The 17,680-nt window shown below is 63.0% G+C and carries 12 protein-coding genes; 9 read left to right on the top strand and 3 right to left on the bottom strand.

The window, feature by feature from the left end; all coding sequences use genetic code 11:
• Positions 1-282 precede the first annotated feature (282 nt).
• From AC56QP_RS18635 to AC56QP_RS18595, 9 genes are all read left to right on the top strand, one after another.
• Entirely contained in the window at positions 283-753 is a 471-nt protein-coding gene (locus tag AC56QP_RS18635; RefSeq protein ID WP_489858616.1) for an RrF2 family transcriptional regulator, read from the top strand.
• 31 nt (positions 754-784) lie between these two features.
• Positions 785-2,128, top strand: coding sequence for an FAD/NAD(P)-binding protein (locus AC56QP_RS18630; RefSeq protein ID WP_489858617.1), 1,344 nt, complete (start codon positions 785-787; stop codon positions 2,126-2,128).
• Positions 2,129-2,535: 407 nt separating this feature from the next.
• Positions 2,536-3,960 (top strand): pyridoxal-phosphate dependent enzyme, encoded by a 1,425-nt coding sequence (locus AC56QP_RS18625; RefSeq protein ID WP_489858618.1) that lies wholly within the window; start codon positions 2,536-2,538, stop codon positions 3,958-3,960.
• Positions 3,957-5,153: a trans-sulfuration enzyme family protein gene (locus AC56QP_RS18620; protein WP_489858619.1), complete on the top strand. Its 1,197-nt coding sequence runs from the start codon at positions 3,957-3,959 to the stop codon at positions 5,151-5,153. Before AC56QP_RS18625 ends, AC56QP_RS18620 begins: the two co-directional genes overlap by 4 nt.
• Before the next feature lie 315 nt (positions 5,154-5,468).
• Positions 5,469-6,437 (top strand): GlxA family transcriptional regulator, encoded by a 969-nt coding sequence (locus AC56QP_RS18615; protein ID WP_091575870.1) that lies wholly within the window; start codon positions 5,469-5,471, stop codon positions 6,435-6,437.
• A gap of 490 nt (positions 6,438-6,927) precedes the next feature.
• The gene (locus tag AC56QP_RS18610) at positions 6,928-8,232 is read left to right on the top strand and encodes a M24 family metallopeptidase (protein ID WP_489858621.1); all 1,305 of its coding nucleotides are present in this window, start codon (positions 6,928-6,930) and stop codon (positions 8,230-8,232) included.
• A gap of 313 nt (positions 8,233-8,545) precedes the next feature.
• Entirely contained in the window at positions 8,546-9,226 is a 681-nt protein-coding gene (locus tag AC56QP_RS18605; protein WP_489858622.1) for an isochorismatase family protein, read from the top strand.
• Complete coding sequence (locus tag AC56QP_RS18600; protein ID WP_489858623.1) at positions 9,223-10,176, top strand: alpha/beta hydrolase; 954 nt, start codon at positions 9,223-9,225, stop codon at positions 10,174-10,176. The genes AC56QP_RS18605 and AC56QP_RS18600 overlap by 4 nt, the downstream gene beginning before the upstream one ends.
• 358 nt (positions 10,177-10,534) lie before the next feature.
• Positions 10,535-12,175, top strand: coding sequence for an ABC transporter substrate-binding protein (locus AC56QP_RS18595; RefSeq protein ID WP_489858624.1), 1,641 nt, complete (start codon positions 10,535-10,537; stop codon positions 12,173-12,175).
• A gap of 277 nt (positions 12,176-12,452) precedes the next feature.
• Here the strand turns inward: AC56QP_RS18595 and AC56QP_RS18590 are convergent, their stop codons facing one another.
• From AC56QP_RS18590 to lepA, 3 genes are all read right to left on the bottom strand, one after another.
• Positions 12,453-12,968, bottom strand: coding sequence for a hypothetical protein (locus AC56QP_RS18590; protein WP_489858625.1), 516 nt, complete (start codon positions 12,966-12,968; stop codon positions 12,453-12,455).
• Between the two features lie 678 nt (positions 12,969-13,646).
• Positions 13,647-15,437, bottom strand: coding sequence for an RNA-directed DNA polymerase (locus AC56QP_RS18585; RefSeq protein ID WP_489858626.1), 1,791 nt, complete (start codon positions 15,435-15,437; stop codon positions 13,647-13,649).
• Positions 15,438-15,823: 386 nt separating this feature from the next.
• Positions 15,824-17,629, bottom strand: coding sequence for a translation elongation factor 4 (gene lepA / locus AC56QP_RS18580; protein WP_091575864.1), 1,806 nt, complete (start codon positions 17,627-17,629; stop codon positions 15,824-15,826).
• Positions 17,630-17,680: the final 51 nt, after the last annotated feature.

The following is a 17,680-nucleotide window of genomic DNA, read 5'->3' as shown; positions in this document are numbered from 1 at the left end:
CGTCTCGGCGCATTCCCGGCCGCCGCTGGCCACGATCTGGCCGATGGTGACGCGGTTGCGGTGCTGCGTGTCCAGCGGCCCCTCGTGCCGCCAACGACACCGAGATGTGTCGAATTGGCCGCGGCGGCTTGAAAACGAAACAAAATCAACGTTTCTAGGCTTGTAGATAATGTCACTAGAATTTATCTATGATGACGGCCTGGTCGCGGCGAATTCCCGGAGCGCCAGGTGTTTTGGCGCCGATGGTTCCACACCGTCGCATGACAGAGAAATTTTGATTTCATGCTCACAAAAAAGGGCAAATACGGCCTCAAGGCGCTTGTACACCTCGCGCAATTGCCCGCCGGCCAGCTCGCTTTCGTCAACGACATCGCGACGGGCAACAACATCCCGAAGAAGTTCCTCGACGCCATCCTGGGCGAGCTGCGCAATGCCGGCTTCGTCCAGAGCCGCAAGGGCAAGGACGGCGGCTATCGCCTGGCCCGGCCGGCCGACGAGATCAAGGTCGGCCATGTCGTGCGTGTCCTCGACGGGCCGCTGGCACCCATTCCCTGCGCCAGCCGCACCCAGTACCAGCGCTGTGAAGACTGCAGCGAGGCGACATGCCAAGTCCGACATCTGATGCTCGAGGTCCGGCAGGCGATCGCCGAGGTGCTCGATCAGCGCAGCCTCGCCGAAATGCGCGATATCGCAAGCGACGACCTTGCGGCCGCGAGCGGCGACCTTGCGGTCCTGGCGAAACTCCAGGCCTGACGCCGGCGCTTCTCACAAGGCGTTCCTGCGCATGACCGGGCGCGCGAACTCCATCATCATTGTCGGCGGCGGCGCCAGCGGCGTCGTGCTGGCCGCGCATCTGCTGAAATCGCCCAATCCCGATCTGCGCGTCACGCTGATCGAAAAACGCCCGCATTTCGGCCAGGGCATCGCCTATTCGACGCTGCTCTCGGCGCATGTTCTCAATGTCAGCGCCGCCGGTATGAGCGCCTATGCCGACGATCCCGGCAATTTCTGGCGCTGGCTGCAGGGGCGTGGCCTGGTAGACCGGGAGCAGACGCCACAGACACCCTTTTACGCGCCGCGCAGCATCTATGCCCGCTATCTCGGCGAGCTGCTCGACGAGCTCGAAGCGCGCGAGCAGCCGACCGGGCGGCTGCGCCTGATCCATGAAGAGAGCCTGTCGATCACGCCGACCGCCTCCGGCGTCGAGGTGGCGCTCGCCAACGGCACCAGCGTCGTCGCCCATCTGGCCATACTCGCCACCGGCCATGACGAACAGCCGGCGCAAGGCCATGCGATCCGCATGGGCTCGGAGGCCGACACGGCGCTGCCCCCCGACAGCCGCGTCATGGTGCTGGGCACCGGCCTCAGCATGGTCGACGCGTTCCTGGCACTGGAACAGCGCGGCTATAGGGGGCAGATTATCGCCGTTTCCCGGCGCGGCCTGCTGCCCTCGCCGCACCGCAAGGGCAATCCGATCAAGCTCGACGTCGCCGACATTCCGCTCGGCACCCAGCTTTCCTATTTCGTCGGCTGGTTCCGCGACCTGATCAGGGAAAACCAGAAGGCCGGCATCGACTGGCGCGACGTCGTCGACGGCCTGCGGCCGTTCAACCAGAAGATCTGGCAGAACTGGCCATCTTCCGCCAAGCGCCGCTTCGTCGAGCACACCAAGGCCTGGTGGGATATTCACCGCCATCGCATGGCGCCCGAAGTCTACGCCCGCGTGACCGAAGCGGTGCAGTCGGGCCGCATCCGCCTGGTTGCCGGGCGTGTCGTCGGCATCACCGCGGCTGACGGGTTCACCGTGGAGGTCCAGTCGCGCCACACGCAGCGCCTCGAGACATTCGACGTCGCCCGCATCTATGATTGCTCCGGTATCGTCAGGGACATCTCGACCTCGTCGAACAGCGTGGTGCGCTCGCTGGTCGATCGCGGCCTGGCACGGCCGGATCCGCTGCGCATCGGCCTCGATGTGTCGGCCAATTGCGAAATCATCGCCGGCGACGGGACCGCTTCGGCCAAGATCCTGGCGGTCGGCCCGCTGACGCGCGGCACCTTCTTCGAGATCGACGCCATTCCCGACATCCGCGTCCAGTGCGCCAGGCTGAGCAAGCAGCTTCTCGGTTGAGTCCGCCGCCATGCGTCGTCATCCTCGGGCTTGACCCGAGGATCCATGCCCCGACATCCGACGAAGAATGCAGCGGTTCAGAACGGCACTTCTATCCGCCGCGAAGAGATACGCGATTTTGGTCCGCCTTCGCGTGTCATGAAAGTCGCGGCATGGATCCTGGGGTCTGCGCTGCGTCGCTACGCTCCTTGCTCCGCCCCAGGATGACGAAAGTGGCGGGGCCTCGACCAATCGCGAAGCTGTGCGCTGCCGCCGTGTGCTCCCTCCGCGCGGCAAAACCCGGAATTTCATTCCGCATCTGGCTGGTTGATTGGTACGATCTATCTTCTTTCCGACTGTAAAGGACTGGAAAAGAGGATACGCTGCCGCTCTGCCCCGAGGCGGTCGCTTGATCATGGAGCATCGATATGAGCGAGCACAAGATCGCCGCACCCGAGAGCGCGTCGTCCCGCCTGCGTCCGCCCTATAAGTCGGTTCTCGACCTGATCGGCCAGACGCCGGTGGTCGAGCTGACCAAGTTCGACACCGGCAAGTGCCGGCTGTTCATCAAGCTCGAGAGCCAGAACCCCGGCGGCTCGATCAAGGACCGCATCGCGCTGTCGATGATCGCGGCCGCCGAGAAGCAAGGCAAGCTCAGGCCAGGCGGCACCATCGTCGAGGCGACCGCCGGCAACACCGGCCTCGGCCTCGCCCAGGTCGGCATCCCCAAGGGCTATCGCATCGTGCTGGTCGTGCCCGACAAGATGTCGCGCGAGAAGATCCAGCACCTGCGCGCGCTCGGCGCCGAGGTGCGCATGACGCGCTCCGATGTCGGCAAGGGCCATGCCGAATATTACCAGGACATGGCCGAGAAGATCGCCGCCGAAGTACCCGGCGCCTTCTATGCCAACCAGTTCGCCAATCCGGCCAATCCGCTGGCGCACGAGACGACCACCGGCCCGGAAATCTTCGCCCAGCTCGACGGCGATGTCGACGCCGTGGTCGTCGGCGTCGGCTCCGGCGGCACGCTGACCGGGCTTGGCCGCTACTTCGCCAGGGTGTCGCCGAAGACCGAGATGGTGCTGGCCGATCCGGTTGGCTCGGTGCTGGCGCCGCTGATCAAGACCGGCAAGATGGAAGAGGCCGGCAGCTGGACCGTGGAAGGCATCGGCGAGGATTTCGTGCCGCCCAATGCCGACCTGTCGCTGGTCAAGAAGGCCTATTCCATATCAGACAAGCAGAGCATGCTGGCGGTCCGCGACCTTCTGTCGAAGGAAGGTATCCTCGCCGGCTCGTCGTCGGGCACGCTGCTGTCGGCCGCCTTGCGCTATTGCCGCGAACAGACCGTGCCAAAGCGGGTCGTCACCTTCGTCTGCGACAGCGGTAACAAATATCTGTCGAAGGTGTTCGACGATTTCTGGCTGGCCGAGCAGGGCCTGGCCGAGCACGAACAGCATGGCGACCTGCGCGACCTCGTCATGCGCACGCACCGCACCGGCGACACCGTCTATGTCGGCCCCGACGAAAGCCTGCTCAATGCCTATGGCCGCATGCGCCGCTCCGATGTCTCGCAGCTGCCGGTGCTCGACAATGGCAGACTGGTCGGTATCGTCGATGAAAGCGATATCCTGGCCAAGGTCGACGGTCCCTATGACGGCCGCTGGGAGCGCTTCAACGGCCCGGTGCGCACGGCGATGACCTCCAATTTGCACACGCTGCAGGCCAGCCAGACGCTGGACGCGCTGCTGCCGGTGTTCGACCGCAACGAGGTCGCCATCATCTTCGACGGCGACGAGTTCGTCGGCCTGATAACCCGCATCGACCTGATCAACCATTTGAGGCGCGCACGATGACCAGCAGCACACCGCCATCCGGCCCATCATCGTTAGGCAAGAACCGCCTGGCCTTCTCGACGCGCACCATCCATGGCGGCCAGAGCCACGACCCGCTGACCGGCGCGGTGATGGTGCCGATCTATGCCACCTCGACCTATGGCCAGCAGTCGCCCGGCGTGCACAAGGGTTTCGAATATGCCCGCAGCCAGAACCCGACCCGCTTTGCCTTCGAACGCGCCGTGGCCGACCTCGAAAGCGGCTCGGCCGCCTTCGCCTTCGCGTCGGGCCTGGCGTCGATCGCCACCGTGCTCGAGCTGCTCGATTCCGGCGCCCATATCGTCGCCACCGACGACATCTATGGCGGCTCCTTCCGGCTGATGGAGCGGGTGCGCAAGCGCTCGGCCAATCTGCAGGTCTCGTTCGTCGACTTCACCGACCTTGCGGCGGTAGAGGCCGCGATCCGCCCGGAGACGAAACTGCTTTGGGTCGAAACGCCGACCAACCCGTTGCTGCGCATCGTCGATCTTGAAGGCGTCGCAGCCCTGGCCAGGCGCAAGGGCGTGCTCACGGTCGCCGACAACACTTTCTGCAGCCCCTACCTGCAGCGGCCGCTGGAGCTTGGCATCGACATCGTCGTCCACTCGACGACCAAATATCTTAACGGCCATTCCGACATGGTCGGCGGCGTGGCGATAGTCGGCGACAACAAGGATCTGGCCGCCCAGCTGAAATTCCTCCAGAACGCCATCGGCGCCATTTCGGGCCCGTTCGACAGTTTCCTCGCCCTGCGCGGCCTCAAGACATTGGCGCTCAGGATGGAGCGCCATTCCGCCAATGGGCTGAAAATCGCGCAATGGCTGGAAGGTCGCAAGGACGTGCGCCGCGTCTTCTATCCCGGCCTCGCCAGCCACCCGCAGCACGCCATCGCCGTGCAGCAGATGCATGCCTTCGGCGGCATGATCACCGCCGTGCTCGACCGCGACCTCGCCGGCACCAAACGCTTCCTCGAACGCACGCAATTGTTCACGCTGGCCGAAAGCCTCGGTGGCGTGGAGAGCCTGATCGAGCATCCCGCGCTGATGACGCATGGCTCCATTCCGGCGGAGAAGCGCGCCGAGATCGGCATTTCCGATTCGCTGGTGCGGCTGTCGGCGGGGATCGAGGATGGCGATGATCTGATCGCCGACCTGGAGCAGGCGCTGGGGGGATAGAAAGCATCCTGCTGCTTCCAGGAGATCAACTGTCGATATCAGCTCCGCCCCTCATCCGCCTGCCGGCACCTTCTCCCCGTATAGTGACGGGGAGAAGGGAGAAGCAGCAACGCTGGCGCCTCTCTTGCAATGTTGGTGATTGGCGAAAGCGTTGACGGCAGCACCCCTCTCCCCGTCCCTATACGGGGAGAGGATGCCGGCAGGCAGGTGAGGGGCAGCGCCGACATCTGGTGATAGGGATCACCACCAGCCCGGTTGACCCGAAGCCCCGTCTGCCCGAATTGTAGCGCCCCGATCCTCCCGGCTCCGGACGCCATGGCCACGCGCGAACCCCCAAAGCCCACCGAGCCCCTCACCTTCGCGGTGCTGGTGTTCCCCGGCTTTCCGATGATGGCGTTCAGCTCCGTCATCGAGCCGCTGCGCGCCGCCAATGTCCTGGCCAAGCGGCAGTGCTACCGCTGGATCATCGTCGGCGCGACCCAGGGCCCGGTCGAGGCTTCGAACGGCGTCGTCATCCAGCCGGGCTTCTATGCCGAGGACGCGCCGAAGGTCGACCGCATCGTCGTCTGCTCGGGCGGCGATGCCGATCATCTCGTCGCCGAGGATGCGGCGAGCTGGATCCGCCGCAGCCTGCGCAATGGCGCCCATATCGGCGCGGTGGCCGATGCCGCCTTTTTCCTCGCCCGCGCCGGCCTGCTCGACGGCCATGCCTGCACCTTGCACTGGACCAGCCAGGCCGCCTTCACCGAGGCCTTTCCCAACATCGAGCTGCGCCGCGACCTCTACGTCATCGACCGCAAGCGCTTCACCTCGGCCGGCGGCGTCGGCAGCCTCGACATGATGCTGGAGATCATCACCAACGACTACGGCGCCGAGCTTGCTGCCGGCGTCGCCGAATGGTTCGTGCACAGCCCGCTACGATCGAGCGTCGACCGCAAGCTGATGCCGCTGCGCCTGCGCACCGGCGTCCAGAACGAGCTGGTGCTGTCGGCCATCGCCATCATGGAGGATGCGGTCGAGGAGCGGCTCGGCATGGCCGAGCTGACGGCGCGGCTCGGCGTGTCGTCCGACAAGCTCGAACGCTCCTTTCGCTCCGAACTCGCCATCTCGCCCAATGGCTACTACCGGCGGCTGCGGCTGAAACGCGCCGCCGATCTGCTGGCGCATTCCACGCTCGCCGTACGCGACGTGGCGCTGGCCTGCGGCTTTGCCTCGATGTCGAGCTTTGCCCGGGCTTTTCGCGAGGAGCATGGCCATCCGCCGAAACTGGCGCGAAGGCATTAGCTTTCAGATGCTGGCGGGGCAGCGCCCCTCTCTTATTTCCCCAGCGACATTCCGGACAACGCTGGCACGATTATTTCAACATCCCTATGTGATGTTGGGTAGAGGCGGCTGACGGGTTCAAGGCATGAGTAGCTCTCAGATGGAGAAATATGTCTGGGCGTCGATCTTATACTATGTCGTAGTTTTTCTTGGATTTTGGATACTCCTTCTCCCCGCCACCATGCTTGGCTTTTGTTGGGGCCTGCTTGCAGGAACCGGGTACCTCGCGCTTTTCATATTTCTCAACGCGTGGCGGCGCAGACGACATCCGCGAAGCGCCTATCAGGTCGAATTGGCTAAACAGAGATTGGACGACTAATCCCTTGCAGGGCGTGGCTCGTCTTGATCGACTCGGCGGCATTCCGCACAACACACGCGGTTTTCCGCACAATGCCTCGTCGCCGCCTGCGCCATGGTCTGATCTCGCAACCCGACCCAAGGCCAGGCACCCATGAGCATCGTCGTATTCGACCCCGACAGCACCGAAGATGTCGACTTCAAGGACCGCATGCGCCACCCGGCGGCTGCCGATCCGGCCGGCGGCATGTGGCTGTCGGACACCGAGCCGTCCTTCATCGATGCGGATGCCTTGCGCAAGGGCCGGCTGGCCAAACTGCGCGGCTGGATGCGCGAGGCCGGCTATGGCGGCGTCGTGCTGTTCGACCCCTACAACCAGCGCTACGCCACCGGCTCGCGCAACATGTTCGGCTATTTCCTGCGCAACTCGACCCGCTATTTCTTCATCCCCACCGTCGGCCCGATCGTGCTGTTCGAATACCCGCAGAGCTACCATGTCTCGATGGTGCTCGACACGATCGACGAAGCACGTCCGTCCAAGCTCGTGTGGTCGTCGGTCTCCGGCCGCGACGACGAGACCGCCGGCCCCTTCGCCGACGAGATCGCCGACCTTCTGAAGCAGCACGGCGGCGGCTCGATGAAGCTCGGGCTCGACCGCTGTAGCCACCTGCAGGCGCTCGCCTTGGAAAAGCGCGGCTGCGAGGTCAAGGATTGCCAGGGCGAGATCCTGGCGGTGCGCGCGGTGAAGACGCCGGAGGAGGTCAAATGCCTGCAGGTGTCGATGGCCGGCGCCGAGGCCGCCGTCTATGCGGTGCGCGAGGCGATCAAGCCCGGCGTCTCCGAAAACGACCTGTTCGCCATCATGTATGGCGAGGTCATCCGCCAGGGCGGCGAGTTCATCGAGACGCGGCTGCTGACCTCCGGCCAGCGCACCAACCCGTGGTTCAACGAGGCCAGCGGCCGCAAGATCCGGCCGGGCGAATTGCTGGCGCTCGATACCGACACCATCGGCTGCTACGGCTATTATTCGGATTTCTCGCGCACCTTCCGCTGCGGCCCGGGCAAGCCGACCGACTATCAGAAATCGCTCTACCGCATGGCGCACGACCAGGTTCAGCACAACATCGGAATCGTCAAGCCCGGCATGGCCTTCCGCGAAATCGCCGAGAAGGCGTGGAAGATCCCGGACCGTTTCGTCGACCAGCGCTACACCTCGGTGATGCACGGCGTCGGCATGCATGGCGAGACGCCGTTCATCGCCCATGCCATGGACTACGAGACCTATGGCCGCGACGGTCATATCGTGCCAGGCATGGTGGTGAGCGTCGAAAGCTATATTGGCGAGAAGGGCGGCCGCGAGGGCGTCAAGCTGGAGGACGAGATCCTGATCACCGACACCGGCACCGAACTCCTGTCGCGCTTTCCTTACGAGGATGAGTTTCTGGAGAAACAGATTTGACGCTCGTTCCGCGCTCCCTGGGCACTGTCGCAGCCTCCCATCGCTTCGTCATCCTAGGGCGAAGCAAGGAGCGTAGCGACGCGGCGCAGACCCTAGGATCCATGCCGCGACTTCAACACGGCGCCACGACGCAGAATTCTGCTCCGCAGCACTCTTCGACAAAGGTCACGGCATGGATTCCAGGGTCTCCGCGCCGCCGCTTCGCGGCTGCTGCGCCCTGGAATGACGAAGTCGTGGGCGCTTTTCAGCCAATCTCCAGGACCCGCGCCAGCTCGCTGACCGGAACGGCGCTGACCGCGCACCCAGGCGCAGCATGAAAACCCCCATCTCCATCAAGCGCGGCACGGTGGCCGCTATCTTCATCGACCTGCAGGAAGAACACCGGCAGGACAAGCGCTATCTGGTCGAGGGCTTTGCCGGCATCCTCGCCAACGTCCAGCGCCTGCAGGCGGCGGCGCGGCAAAACCATGTGCCGCTCTGTCACTGGGCCTACATCGTCGATCTCGACAAGCAGGACCGGCCTTTTCATCCGGTGGGTGTCGATGGCAAGTCGGCCTTCTCCGACAAGAGCGATCCGTTGACCGAAATCTGCCATGAGGTGGCGCCGGTCGATGGCGAGGCGCTGCTGATCAAGGCCGAGGCCAGCGCCTTCCGCACCGGTCCGGCGGCCGACGGGCTCAAGGCGCGCGGCATCGAATGGCTGGTTATATCAGGCGTCTGGACCGAGGCCTGCATCGACGCGTCGGTCAAGGATGCGGTGGCCAAAGGCTTTCGCGTGCTGCTGGTCAAGGACGCCTGCGGCAGCGGCAGCGCGGCCATGCACCAGACCGGCATCCTCAACCTCGCCAACCGGCTCTATGGCGGCGCCGTCACCGACACCGACGGCGCCTGCCGGCTGCTGGCCGGCGAGACCGTCACCGCCTGGCAGGTCGAGGGCTCGGTGCCGCTGCGCTTCACCTTCGACAACGCGGCCGCGCTCTACGCTGATCTATGACGGCCGAACGCGGCAAATACGAAACCCGGCTCGACCCCGCTCTGTGGGCTTATATCGACGCGGTCGATGCCTGGTACCCGCCCGAAATCACCGGACTGCCGATCGACAGGCAGCGCGAAGTCTATGACAGCATGTGCCGGGCCTTCCACCAGGGCCACCCGCCCGGGGTCACGGCCGGCGACGGGCTGATCGCCGCCTCGGATCACGGCATCCCGGTCCGCCGCTACCAGCGCGCCGGCAAGGCGGCGCCGGCGTTGGTGGTCTACTGCCACGGCGGCGGTTTCATCCTCGGCGGGGTCGACAGCCATGACGACATCTGCGCCGAGCTCTGCGCCGGCACCGGTTTCGACGTGCTGTCGGTCGACTACCGGCTGGCGCCGGAACATCTCCACCCCGCCGCCTTCGACGACGCGCTGGCCGCCTTCGAGTGGGCGGCGGCGACCACCGGCCTGCCGCTCGTGCTGTGCGGCGAAAGCGCCGGCGGCAACCTCGCCGCGGCGGTGGCGCAGGCGACGCGCCATCATCCCCGTGCAGCGATCGGCCAGGTGCTGATCTATCCCGAGCTCGGCGGCGATGAGGCCGCTGGCTCCTACGTCGAGCATGCGGAAGCACCGCTGCTGTCCGTCGGCGACATCGCCTTCTACCGCGACATCCGCTCGGCCAGGCGGCGGTCGCCCGACGATCCGACCTTCTTGCCGTTGCGCGACACCGATTTCTCCGGCCTGCCGCCAACGGTGATCGTCACGGCCGAATGCGACCCGCTGTCGTCGGATGGCGAGACCTATCGCGACCGCATTGTTGCTGCCGGCGGCAAGGCACGGTGGCACGAGCAACCCCGCCTCGTGCACAGCTTCCTGCGCGCCCGCACCACGGTGCCGGCGGCAATGGAGGCTTTCGCGCGGATCGTGGCGGCGGTCGCGGCGCTGGGCAAGGGTGAGTGGCCTTATTGACCTTTCAAGACCGGGGTTCCTCGCCCCCGCGAAGCGGGGAGAGGTGGCCGCGAAGCGGCCGGAGAGGGGGCTTTCGTAGGGCGGCCCCCTCTCCGTCTCGGCTTCGCCGAGCCACCTCTCCCCACTTTCGTGGGGCGAGGAACCCAAGCTGGAACCCCCCTGCGGAGCACCGCACAAGAACTGCGGAAAACCGAACACTCCGCTACGGCACCCCGCCCTATCATCGCCTCTGGCAATGGCGCCCCGGCGGTCGCGTCCGCCCTTGCATCCGGCCGGGACGAGACTTTTTTCGTGCATGCCGTTGTCCCAAAACCGCTGCGCACTTTTGGGCGGCATGCACCAACAAGAGGGAACGACGATGAAGTTCATGCTGACCGACCGGAAACTGCACCCGAAAGCCAGGCCCGTCGCCGACGATTTCAGGACGGGCGGCATCAGCCGCCGCGAATATCTCGCTTTGATGGCCGGTCTCGGCGTCAGCGCCGCCGGCGCGCTGGCGCTTGGCGGCCTCGGCGCCGCCCCTGCCCGCGCCGCCGAGCCCAAGCGCGGCGGCACCTTGCGCGTCGCCATGAACGTCAAGGGCTTCAAGGAACCGCGCACCTTCGACGGCGTCGAGATGTCGAATGTCGCGCGCCACTGCAACGAATATCTGGTGCGCTGGAACACCGACTTCTCCTTCGAGCCCTGGCTGCTCGAAAGCTGGGAGGCCAGCGACGACGCCAGGACCCTGACGCTGCATGTGCGCAAGGGCATTTCCTGGTCGAACGGCGATGCCTTCAACGCCGACGATGTCATCCACAACCTGACCCGCTGGTGCGAGGCCGGCGTCGCCGGCAATTCGGTTGCCGCGCGCATGGGCGCGCTGGTCAATGCCGACACCAAGAAGGTGGTCGATGGCGGCATCGAGAAGGTCGACGACTTCACCATCAAGCTCAATCTGCCAAAACCCGACATTTCGCTGATCGCCGGCATGGCCGACTATCCGGCGCTGATCATGCACCGCTCCTATGACGGCGAGGCTGACCCGAAGAAGGCGCTGGCGATCACCACCGGCCCCTGCGAGCTGGTCAGCTGGGATGCCGAGACCGGCGCCGAGGTCAAGCGCAAGGACAGACCGTGGTGGAAGGGCGAATTCTGGCTCGACGGCATCAAATGGGTCGATTACGGCTCCGACCCCAACGCCATGCTGTCGGCCTTCGAATCCGGCGAGATCGACACCGACCACGAGACCGCCTCCGATGCCGTCTCGCAGACCGACAAGATGGGGCTGGTCAATTCCGAGATCGCCACCGGCTCCACCATCGTCGCCCGCTTCAATGTCGGCAACGCGCCCTATGACGACGTCAAGGTGCGCCGCGCCGCCCAGCTCGCCGTCGACAACTCCGCCGTGCTGAAGCTCGGCCTCGACGGCAGGGGCAAGCCCGCCGACAACCACCATGTCGGCCCCATGCACCCCGAATATGCCGATATCGGCCCCGCCAGGCGCGACGTGGATGCATCGAAGAAACTGCTTGCCGAGGCCGGCAAGGCCGACCACGAATTCGACCTCATCTCCGTCGATGTCGAATGGCAGAAGAGCACCGGCGACGCCATCGCCGCGCAGCTGCGCGAGGCGGGCCTGAAGATCAAGCGCACCGTGCTGCCGGCCGCCACCTTCTGGAACGACTGGAGCAAATACCCCTTCTCCTGCACCGAATGGCTCGGCCGCCCGCTCGGCGTCCAGGTGCTGGCGCTCGCCTACAAGTCGGGTGCTGCCTGGAACGAGAGCGCCTATGCCAACAAGGAGTTCGACGAGCTGCTCGACAAGGCGCTGGCCATGCCCGACGCCAAGGCGCGCAAGGAGATCATGGCCAAGATCGAGCAGAATTTGCGCGATAGCGGCATCATCATCCAGCCCTACTGGCGCTCGGTCTTCCGCACCTACCGCAAGGGCGTCGAAGGCTGCGAACAGCACCAGGCGCTCGAGCAGCATTTCGAGAAGGTGTGGATCGAGAGCTGATGCTTCTCCGTCCAAAGCCGGGTGAGGATTGAGAATATAAGCTCGGCGACGCCGACCTATCGTAGGTCAGCGCCGCCCCTCATTGCCCTGACGGGCATTTCTCCCCGTATAGTGACGGGGAGAAAGGGCTGGCCGCAACGCCCATGCCTACCTTGCGACGTCGACAACTGGCGAACCCATCGAAGACAGCGCCCCTCTCCCCGTCACTATACGGGGGAGAGGATGCCGGCAGGCAGGTGAGGGGCAGCGCCAACGCGGGTTGCAAATTTCGACCCGCTCACCGCCCAGGCCTGAGCAAGGTCCAGATCCAGCCGATGAAGGTCAGCACCAGGAACGGATAGCCGGCGGCGGGCAGCGGCGACGAGGTCGGCAGCAAGGGCGCGCCCCACAGGATCATGCAAGCCGAGACGACAAACAGCAGGGCGGCGACGAGCGCGGTGAGCCGCATCCACAAAGCGAAGGTTTTCGGGGCGCTGACCATGACCAGCGCCGCCGCCCACAGCGAGATGCCGCCGACATAGGAGGGAACGCTGGCCTCAAGGCCTGCCGCATTGCCGGCGAGCAGCAGGCTCTCGCCGGCGAGGAAGGTCAGGAATCCGGCGGCGACGCAATCATTGCCCAGCCGCTGGTACTTCATCGTCAGCAGCGCGGTCGCCACCACCAGCGCCACGCCGTCGATCGTCCACAGCGTTTCGCGCGGCGCGTCGCTGCCCACGAAAGTGCCGGCAAGCCCGAAGGCGCCACCGATCGCCAGGCCGGTCGCGGCGACGATGTCCAGAGGATTGGAACGCATTTGAACCCCCCAAGCCGGAGCGAAGGATACTCCTGGGCGGGGCGTTCTCAAAGCCGGGGTCGAAAGGGTGCGAGGCGGCAAGCGACGGAGGGCCGCCTCGGGCCCTCCCGGGCCGATCCGGCAACTGAAGGGTGCGGGGAATGGCCGGCGCGAATGCCGGTGAGGGCAGTTGCCTGAGCCCGCGCCGGCCACTGGCGAACCTATGAAGTCCGCCGCACGACTTTTCTAGCGCCCGGGTGCCGCACGATCAACCAACTCAGGGTTGGGTGCGGACCGAGCCTAAAAAAGTTGAAGAAGGCGCTGCCCCGCGACAGCAACGAAAAAGCCCGCCCGGCAGGGCAGGCCTTGCAGTGCATGACTCAACCGCAGGGTTGCGACACTGGACACGCTATAGCCGTCACGGCCGAAAGCTTCTCGCGCCTGTTCAGCGTCGGCTTTGCATAGATCTTTTTCATGGATGTTCCCCTAGCCCCCAATGGCCGGGGTTCATTGGCGCCGGCATGCGCGGGCGATGTCAATGCGCGGGGGGCGGTGCGCGGGATGCTGGGGTGCTGCGCTTTGAGCGCCGTGTGGAATAGGAACAGGCCAGAGCTGGCATAGCCGAACGCCACCGGGCGGAAGTGAGCGGGAAGGCGGGGAGGTGTCGAGGGATTGCGGAGCCGCCTTGGCCTCCTATCCTCAAAGTCCAGAAATCGTCAGATAAGGCTGATTGTTTAACGACTTAAATACCGACTTTATCTTCTTCCGTTTTTCAGGCGGCAAGCCATCATTTTGCAGTATGCTGTGTAAAACGAGCCATTTCCCCATCCGCACTCCGCAGGGAAAACTCTTGTCCTGCGAAGAGAATTTGCTCAGGATCGGCGAGAGGAAACCCATGTCCGTTCTGACCTTGTAGTGAAAATCCTGCAGTGATTTTGCGCTCCGGTTCATCGAATTCAAAATCATGCTGCTGAATTCGGTGTACATCTCATCTCGCCTTGCAATCGGCATGAAGCCACCCACCAGACGACCTAGATGGTCGTCGTGTCGCCATGCGTCTTCGTGGGTCTTCAAGAAATTGAGGACGTATTTGGCGTCAGCGAATCTGTAGTAGAGGGTCAAACTGGCATACATTTCGTAAAAGCTCGAAGCCCCGATGAGTTCGGCTGTCGCAAGAGCCTTATCCTTAAATCCCGTCTCATTGGATACTTTACCCATGGAGAGCGCCTTAGCGTACTCCACCACAAAGCTATCGTCACAAACATACCCGCCCTTGATAATTTCGTTTATGTTTTCAAGGTCGGCGATGGTGAAACCATCGTGCGATAGATATCGAAACGCAGAGGTCCGAATGTTAGGCCTCAGCCTTATCGCATCATATATAAAAGCTCTGTCGATCCTTGCGCCGCTCTTAATTGCAAAGGTGATCATCCGTTTTAAAATTTTCTCGCCGTTCCCTTCATCGAAGGCCCGCCGTGCATGCCATTTAAGCAACAGAGTAGGGAGCCGCTTTGCTGCCAGCGCAGGATTCTTTTCTAAATATCGCTTCTGGAATACGTCTAGAATCTTATTCTCAAGAACCTTGAAATGCTTTCGGGCTTCGCGATAGGTCAATATACGAGTCTTGCCCGAATTCAGACGGAGCTGTCTGGTTTGGAGCGTCAAATCGATCGATTTGATGATCTTTTTTGCCTCTGCGATATTATCGACGCCAGCATCGATATCGTCCATGAAGCGGGCATAATTGGCAAATCGCATATCTTCCACGACCGCATCGAGCTCAAACAAAAAGCAATGAGCCAGCAACCTCGGTGCATCGATGTCGATCTGCGGCATTTCGACATCTCTCGTCGGCATGTAATCTGGTTTCCAGCACATACCGGAAAGCATGTACATAAGGAAATCTATTATAGGCTCTCTGATGGTAACGGTTGATACGATTACGTTTCTGAGATGAGAAAAATCTATAAAGTCATAGTAGTTAGCAATATCTGCAATTACGATATATTTGTTCTCTTTTGAGAAACCTAATATTTCTTTTTGAAAATCGAGCCAAGCTTTGATCGAACCATACTCGGGAATATCATCCACGCCCTTAGAGAAGGTGTGGTCTTTTGGTTCAAAAAAAGCGTTCTTTGAAGGCCCTTTGGATTTTATCTCGTGCCAAAAGGCGTCCGCTAGGCATTGAAGGGTCAACGCATCTTCAACGGATGGCAATGTCATCTGCCTGCAAAGGCCCTTTGACTTTTCCACGAGGTAGCGTTTTGTTCCCGAGACGGAATACTCTCCAGATTTTATTTTGCTAACAATCCTCCGGCAAATGTCGTCTATCTGGATATTAACATCCAAGTAATCGATCGGATCTGGTAAAAAGAAACCTCGAAAATCAGTATGAGTCTTATCTTTCCAAGTTTTCTTCAAACTCTCATAATTAACAATCTGTCCGATAATTTTTTCTCGCAGAAAAAATTTCGGAGACCGCTGGCTCATGATTTTTTTTGACCAATTATTAGATGGAGGTGATTCGCTTCTCCCCATCGTAAATTAAGCGCGGCACATCGCGATAGAAGGCATCGCCAAATCATGATGTGCATCAAGCGGAAAGGCGCTTATTGGACTAACGACCGGACAGCTTGGGATATCCTAGCGCCATTGTTGGATGGAAAAAGCATTGCCGCGGCGTCAGGTGCGTTTCAACGTTGGGTGGGTTCACAATAATTCTTGACGCTTAGCGTTTGGCAGTAACCTAGCTAAGATTTGGCTCACCGCACTGCCGCAACCCCCGGGGTGGGACCGGCTGCCTTCGGCAGCTCCCACCCGGACTTGCGCTCGCATCGACCCACCGGGTCGATGCGTTCGGCCGAAGGCCGAACCGCTTAGTCCCCCATCTTCAGCGCCTGGATAAACGCCTCCTGCGGGATATCCACCTTGCCGAACTGGCGCATCCGCTTCTTGCCTTCTTTCTGCTTGTCCAGCAGCTTGCGCTTGCGCGAGACGTCGCCGCCGTAGCATTTGGCGGTGACATCCTTGCGCAGCGCCGAGATGGTTTCCCGCGCAATGACCTTGCCGCCGATGGCGGCCTGGATCGGGATCTTGAACAGATGGTGCGGGATCAGCTCCTTCAGCTTCTCGCACATCTGCCTTCCGCGCTTTTCCGCCGCCGTGCGGTGCACCAGCATCGACAGCGCGTCGACCGGCTCCTCGTTGACCAGGATCGACATCTTCACCAGGTCGCCTTCCTTGTAGTCGGTCAGGTGATAGTCGAAGGAGGCGTAGCCCTTGGAGATCGACTTCAGCCGGTCGTAGAAGTCGAACACGACCTCGTTGAGCGGCAGATCGTAGGTCAGCATGGCGCGTTTGCCGACATAGGAGAGGTCGGCCTGGATGCCGCGCCGGTCCTGGCAGAGCTTCAGGATGCCGCCGAGATAGTCGTCGGGGGTCAGGATGGTGGCGCGGATCCACGGCTCCTCGATCGCCGAGATCTTGACCACGTCGGGCATGTCGGCCGGGTTGTGCAGTTCCTTCATCGAGCCGTCGGTGAGCAGCAGCCGGTAGACCACGCTGGGCGCGGTGGCGATCAGGTCGAGATTGAACTCGCGCTCCAGCCGCTCCTGGATGATTTCCAGATGCAACAGGCCGAGGAAGCCGCAGCGATAGCCGAAGCCGAGCGCCGCGCTGGTTTCCATTTCATAGGAGAAGGAAGCGTCGTTGAGGCGCAATTTGCCGACGGCGGCGCGCAAATCCTCGAAATCGGCGGCGTCGACCGGGAACAGGCCGCAGAACACCACCGGTTGCGCTGGCTTGAAGCCGGGCAACGCCTTGGCGGTCGGGCGCCGGTCCTCGGTGATGGTGTCGCCGACGCGCGTGTCGGCCACTTCCTTGATCGAGCCGGTGAAGAAGCCGAACTCGCCGGGGCCGAGCTCGTCGACATTGATGCGGGCGGGCGTGAACACGCCGGTGCGCTCGACCAGGTACTTGGCGCCGGTGCCCATCATGCGGATGGTCTGGCCCTTCTTCAGGACGCCGTCGATGATGCGCACCAAAACGATGACGCCGAGATAGGCGTCGTACCAGCTGTCGACCAGCATCGCCTTCAAGGGCGCGGTCGCGTCGCCTTCGCGCGGCGGCGGCAACTGGTGGACGATCGCCTCCAGCACGTCGGGAATGCCAAGCCCGGTCTTGGCCGAGATCAGCACGGCGTTGGAGGCGTCGATGCCGATCACCTCCTCGACCTGCTCGCGGATGCGCTCCGGCTCGGCGGCCGGCAGGTCGACCTTGTTCAGCACCACGACGATCTCGTGGTTGTTGTCGATCGCCTGGTAGACATTGGCCAGCGTCTGCGCCTCGACGCCCTGGCTCGCGTCGACGACCAGCAGCGAGCCCTCGCAGGCGGCGAGCGAGCGCGACACTTCATAGGCGAAGTCGACATGGCCGGGCGTGTCGATGAGGTTGAGGATATAGTCCTCGCCATTGTTGGCGTGGTACTTCAGCCGCACCGTCTGCGCCTTGATGGTGATGCCGCGCTCGCGCTCGATGTCCATCGAGTCCAGCACCTGCTCCTTCATGTCGCGCAGCTCCAGCCCGCCGGTCGACTGGATCAGCCGGTCGGCAAGCGTGGATTTGCCATGGTCGATATGGGCGACGATGGAGAAATTTCGGATGTGGTCGAGGGGCGTGCTCATGTCGCGCGCTTTAGCAGGGGCGGGTTGCTGCGGCAAGCGGCACAGCCGCTA

It is taken from the genome of Mesorhizobium sp. RCAM 05104, from assembly GCF_059683645.1.
The sequence above is the reverse complement of the archived record's forward strand: the minus strand, read 5'-3'. Positions and strand labels throughout refer to the sequence as shown.

Bases quoted from the DNA above. Each gene is read 5' to 3' on its own strand.
- AC56QP_RS18635 (WP_489858616.1), top strand. From the start codon at position 283: ATGCTCACAAAAAAGGGCAAATACGGCCTCAAGGCGCTTGTACACCTC.
- AC56QP_RS18630 (WP_489858617.1), top strand. From the start codon at position 785: ATGACCGGGCGCGCGAACTCCATCATCATTGTCGGCGGCGGCGCCAGC.
- AC56QP_RS18625 (WP_489858618.1), top strand. From the start codon at position 2,536: ATGAGCGAGCACAAGATCGCCGCACCCGAGAGCGCGTCGTCCCGCCTG.
- AC56QP_RS18620 (WP_489858619.1), top strand. From the start codon at position 3,957: ATGACCAGCAGCACACCGCCATCCGGCCCATCATCGTTAGGCAAGAAC.
- AC56QP_RS18615 (WP_091575870.1), top strand. From the start codon at position 5,469: ATGGCCACGCGCGAACCCCCAAAGCCCACCGAGCCCCTCACCTTCGCG.
- AC56QP_RS18610 (WP_489858621.1), top strand. From the start codon at position 6,928: ATGAGCATCGTCGTATTCGACCCCGACAGCACCGAAGATGTCGACTTC.
- AC56QP_RS18605 (WP_489858622.1), top strand. From the start codon at position 8,546: ATGAAAACCCCCATCTCCATCAAGCGCGGCACGGTGGCCGCTATCTTC.
- AC56QP_RS18600 (WP_489858623.1), top strand. From the start codon at position 9,223: ATGACGGCCGAACGCGGCAAATACGAAACCCGGCTCGACCCCGCTCTG.
- AC56QP_RS18595 (WP_489858624.1), top strand. From the start codon at position 10,535: ATGAAGTTCATGCTGACCGACCGGAAACTGCACCCGAAAGCCAGGCCC.
- AC56QP_RS18590 (WP_489858625.1), bottom strand. From the start codon at position 12,968: ATGCGTTCCAATCCTCTGGACATCGTCGCCGCGACCGGCCTGGCGATC.
- AC56QP_RS18585 (WP_489858626.1), bottom strand. From the start codon at position 15,437: ATGAGCCAGCGGTCTCCGAAATTTTTTCTGCGAGAAAAAATTATCGGA.
- lepA (WP_091575864.1), bottom strand. From the start codon at position 17,629: ATGAGCACGCCCCTCGACCACATCCGAAATTTCTCCATCGTCGCCCAT.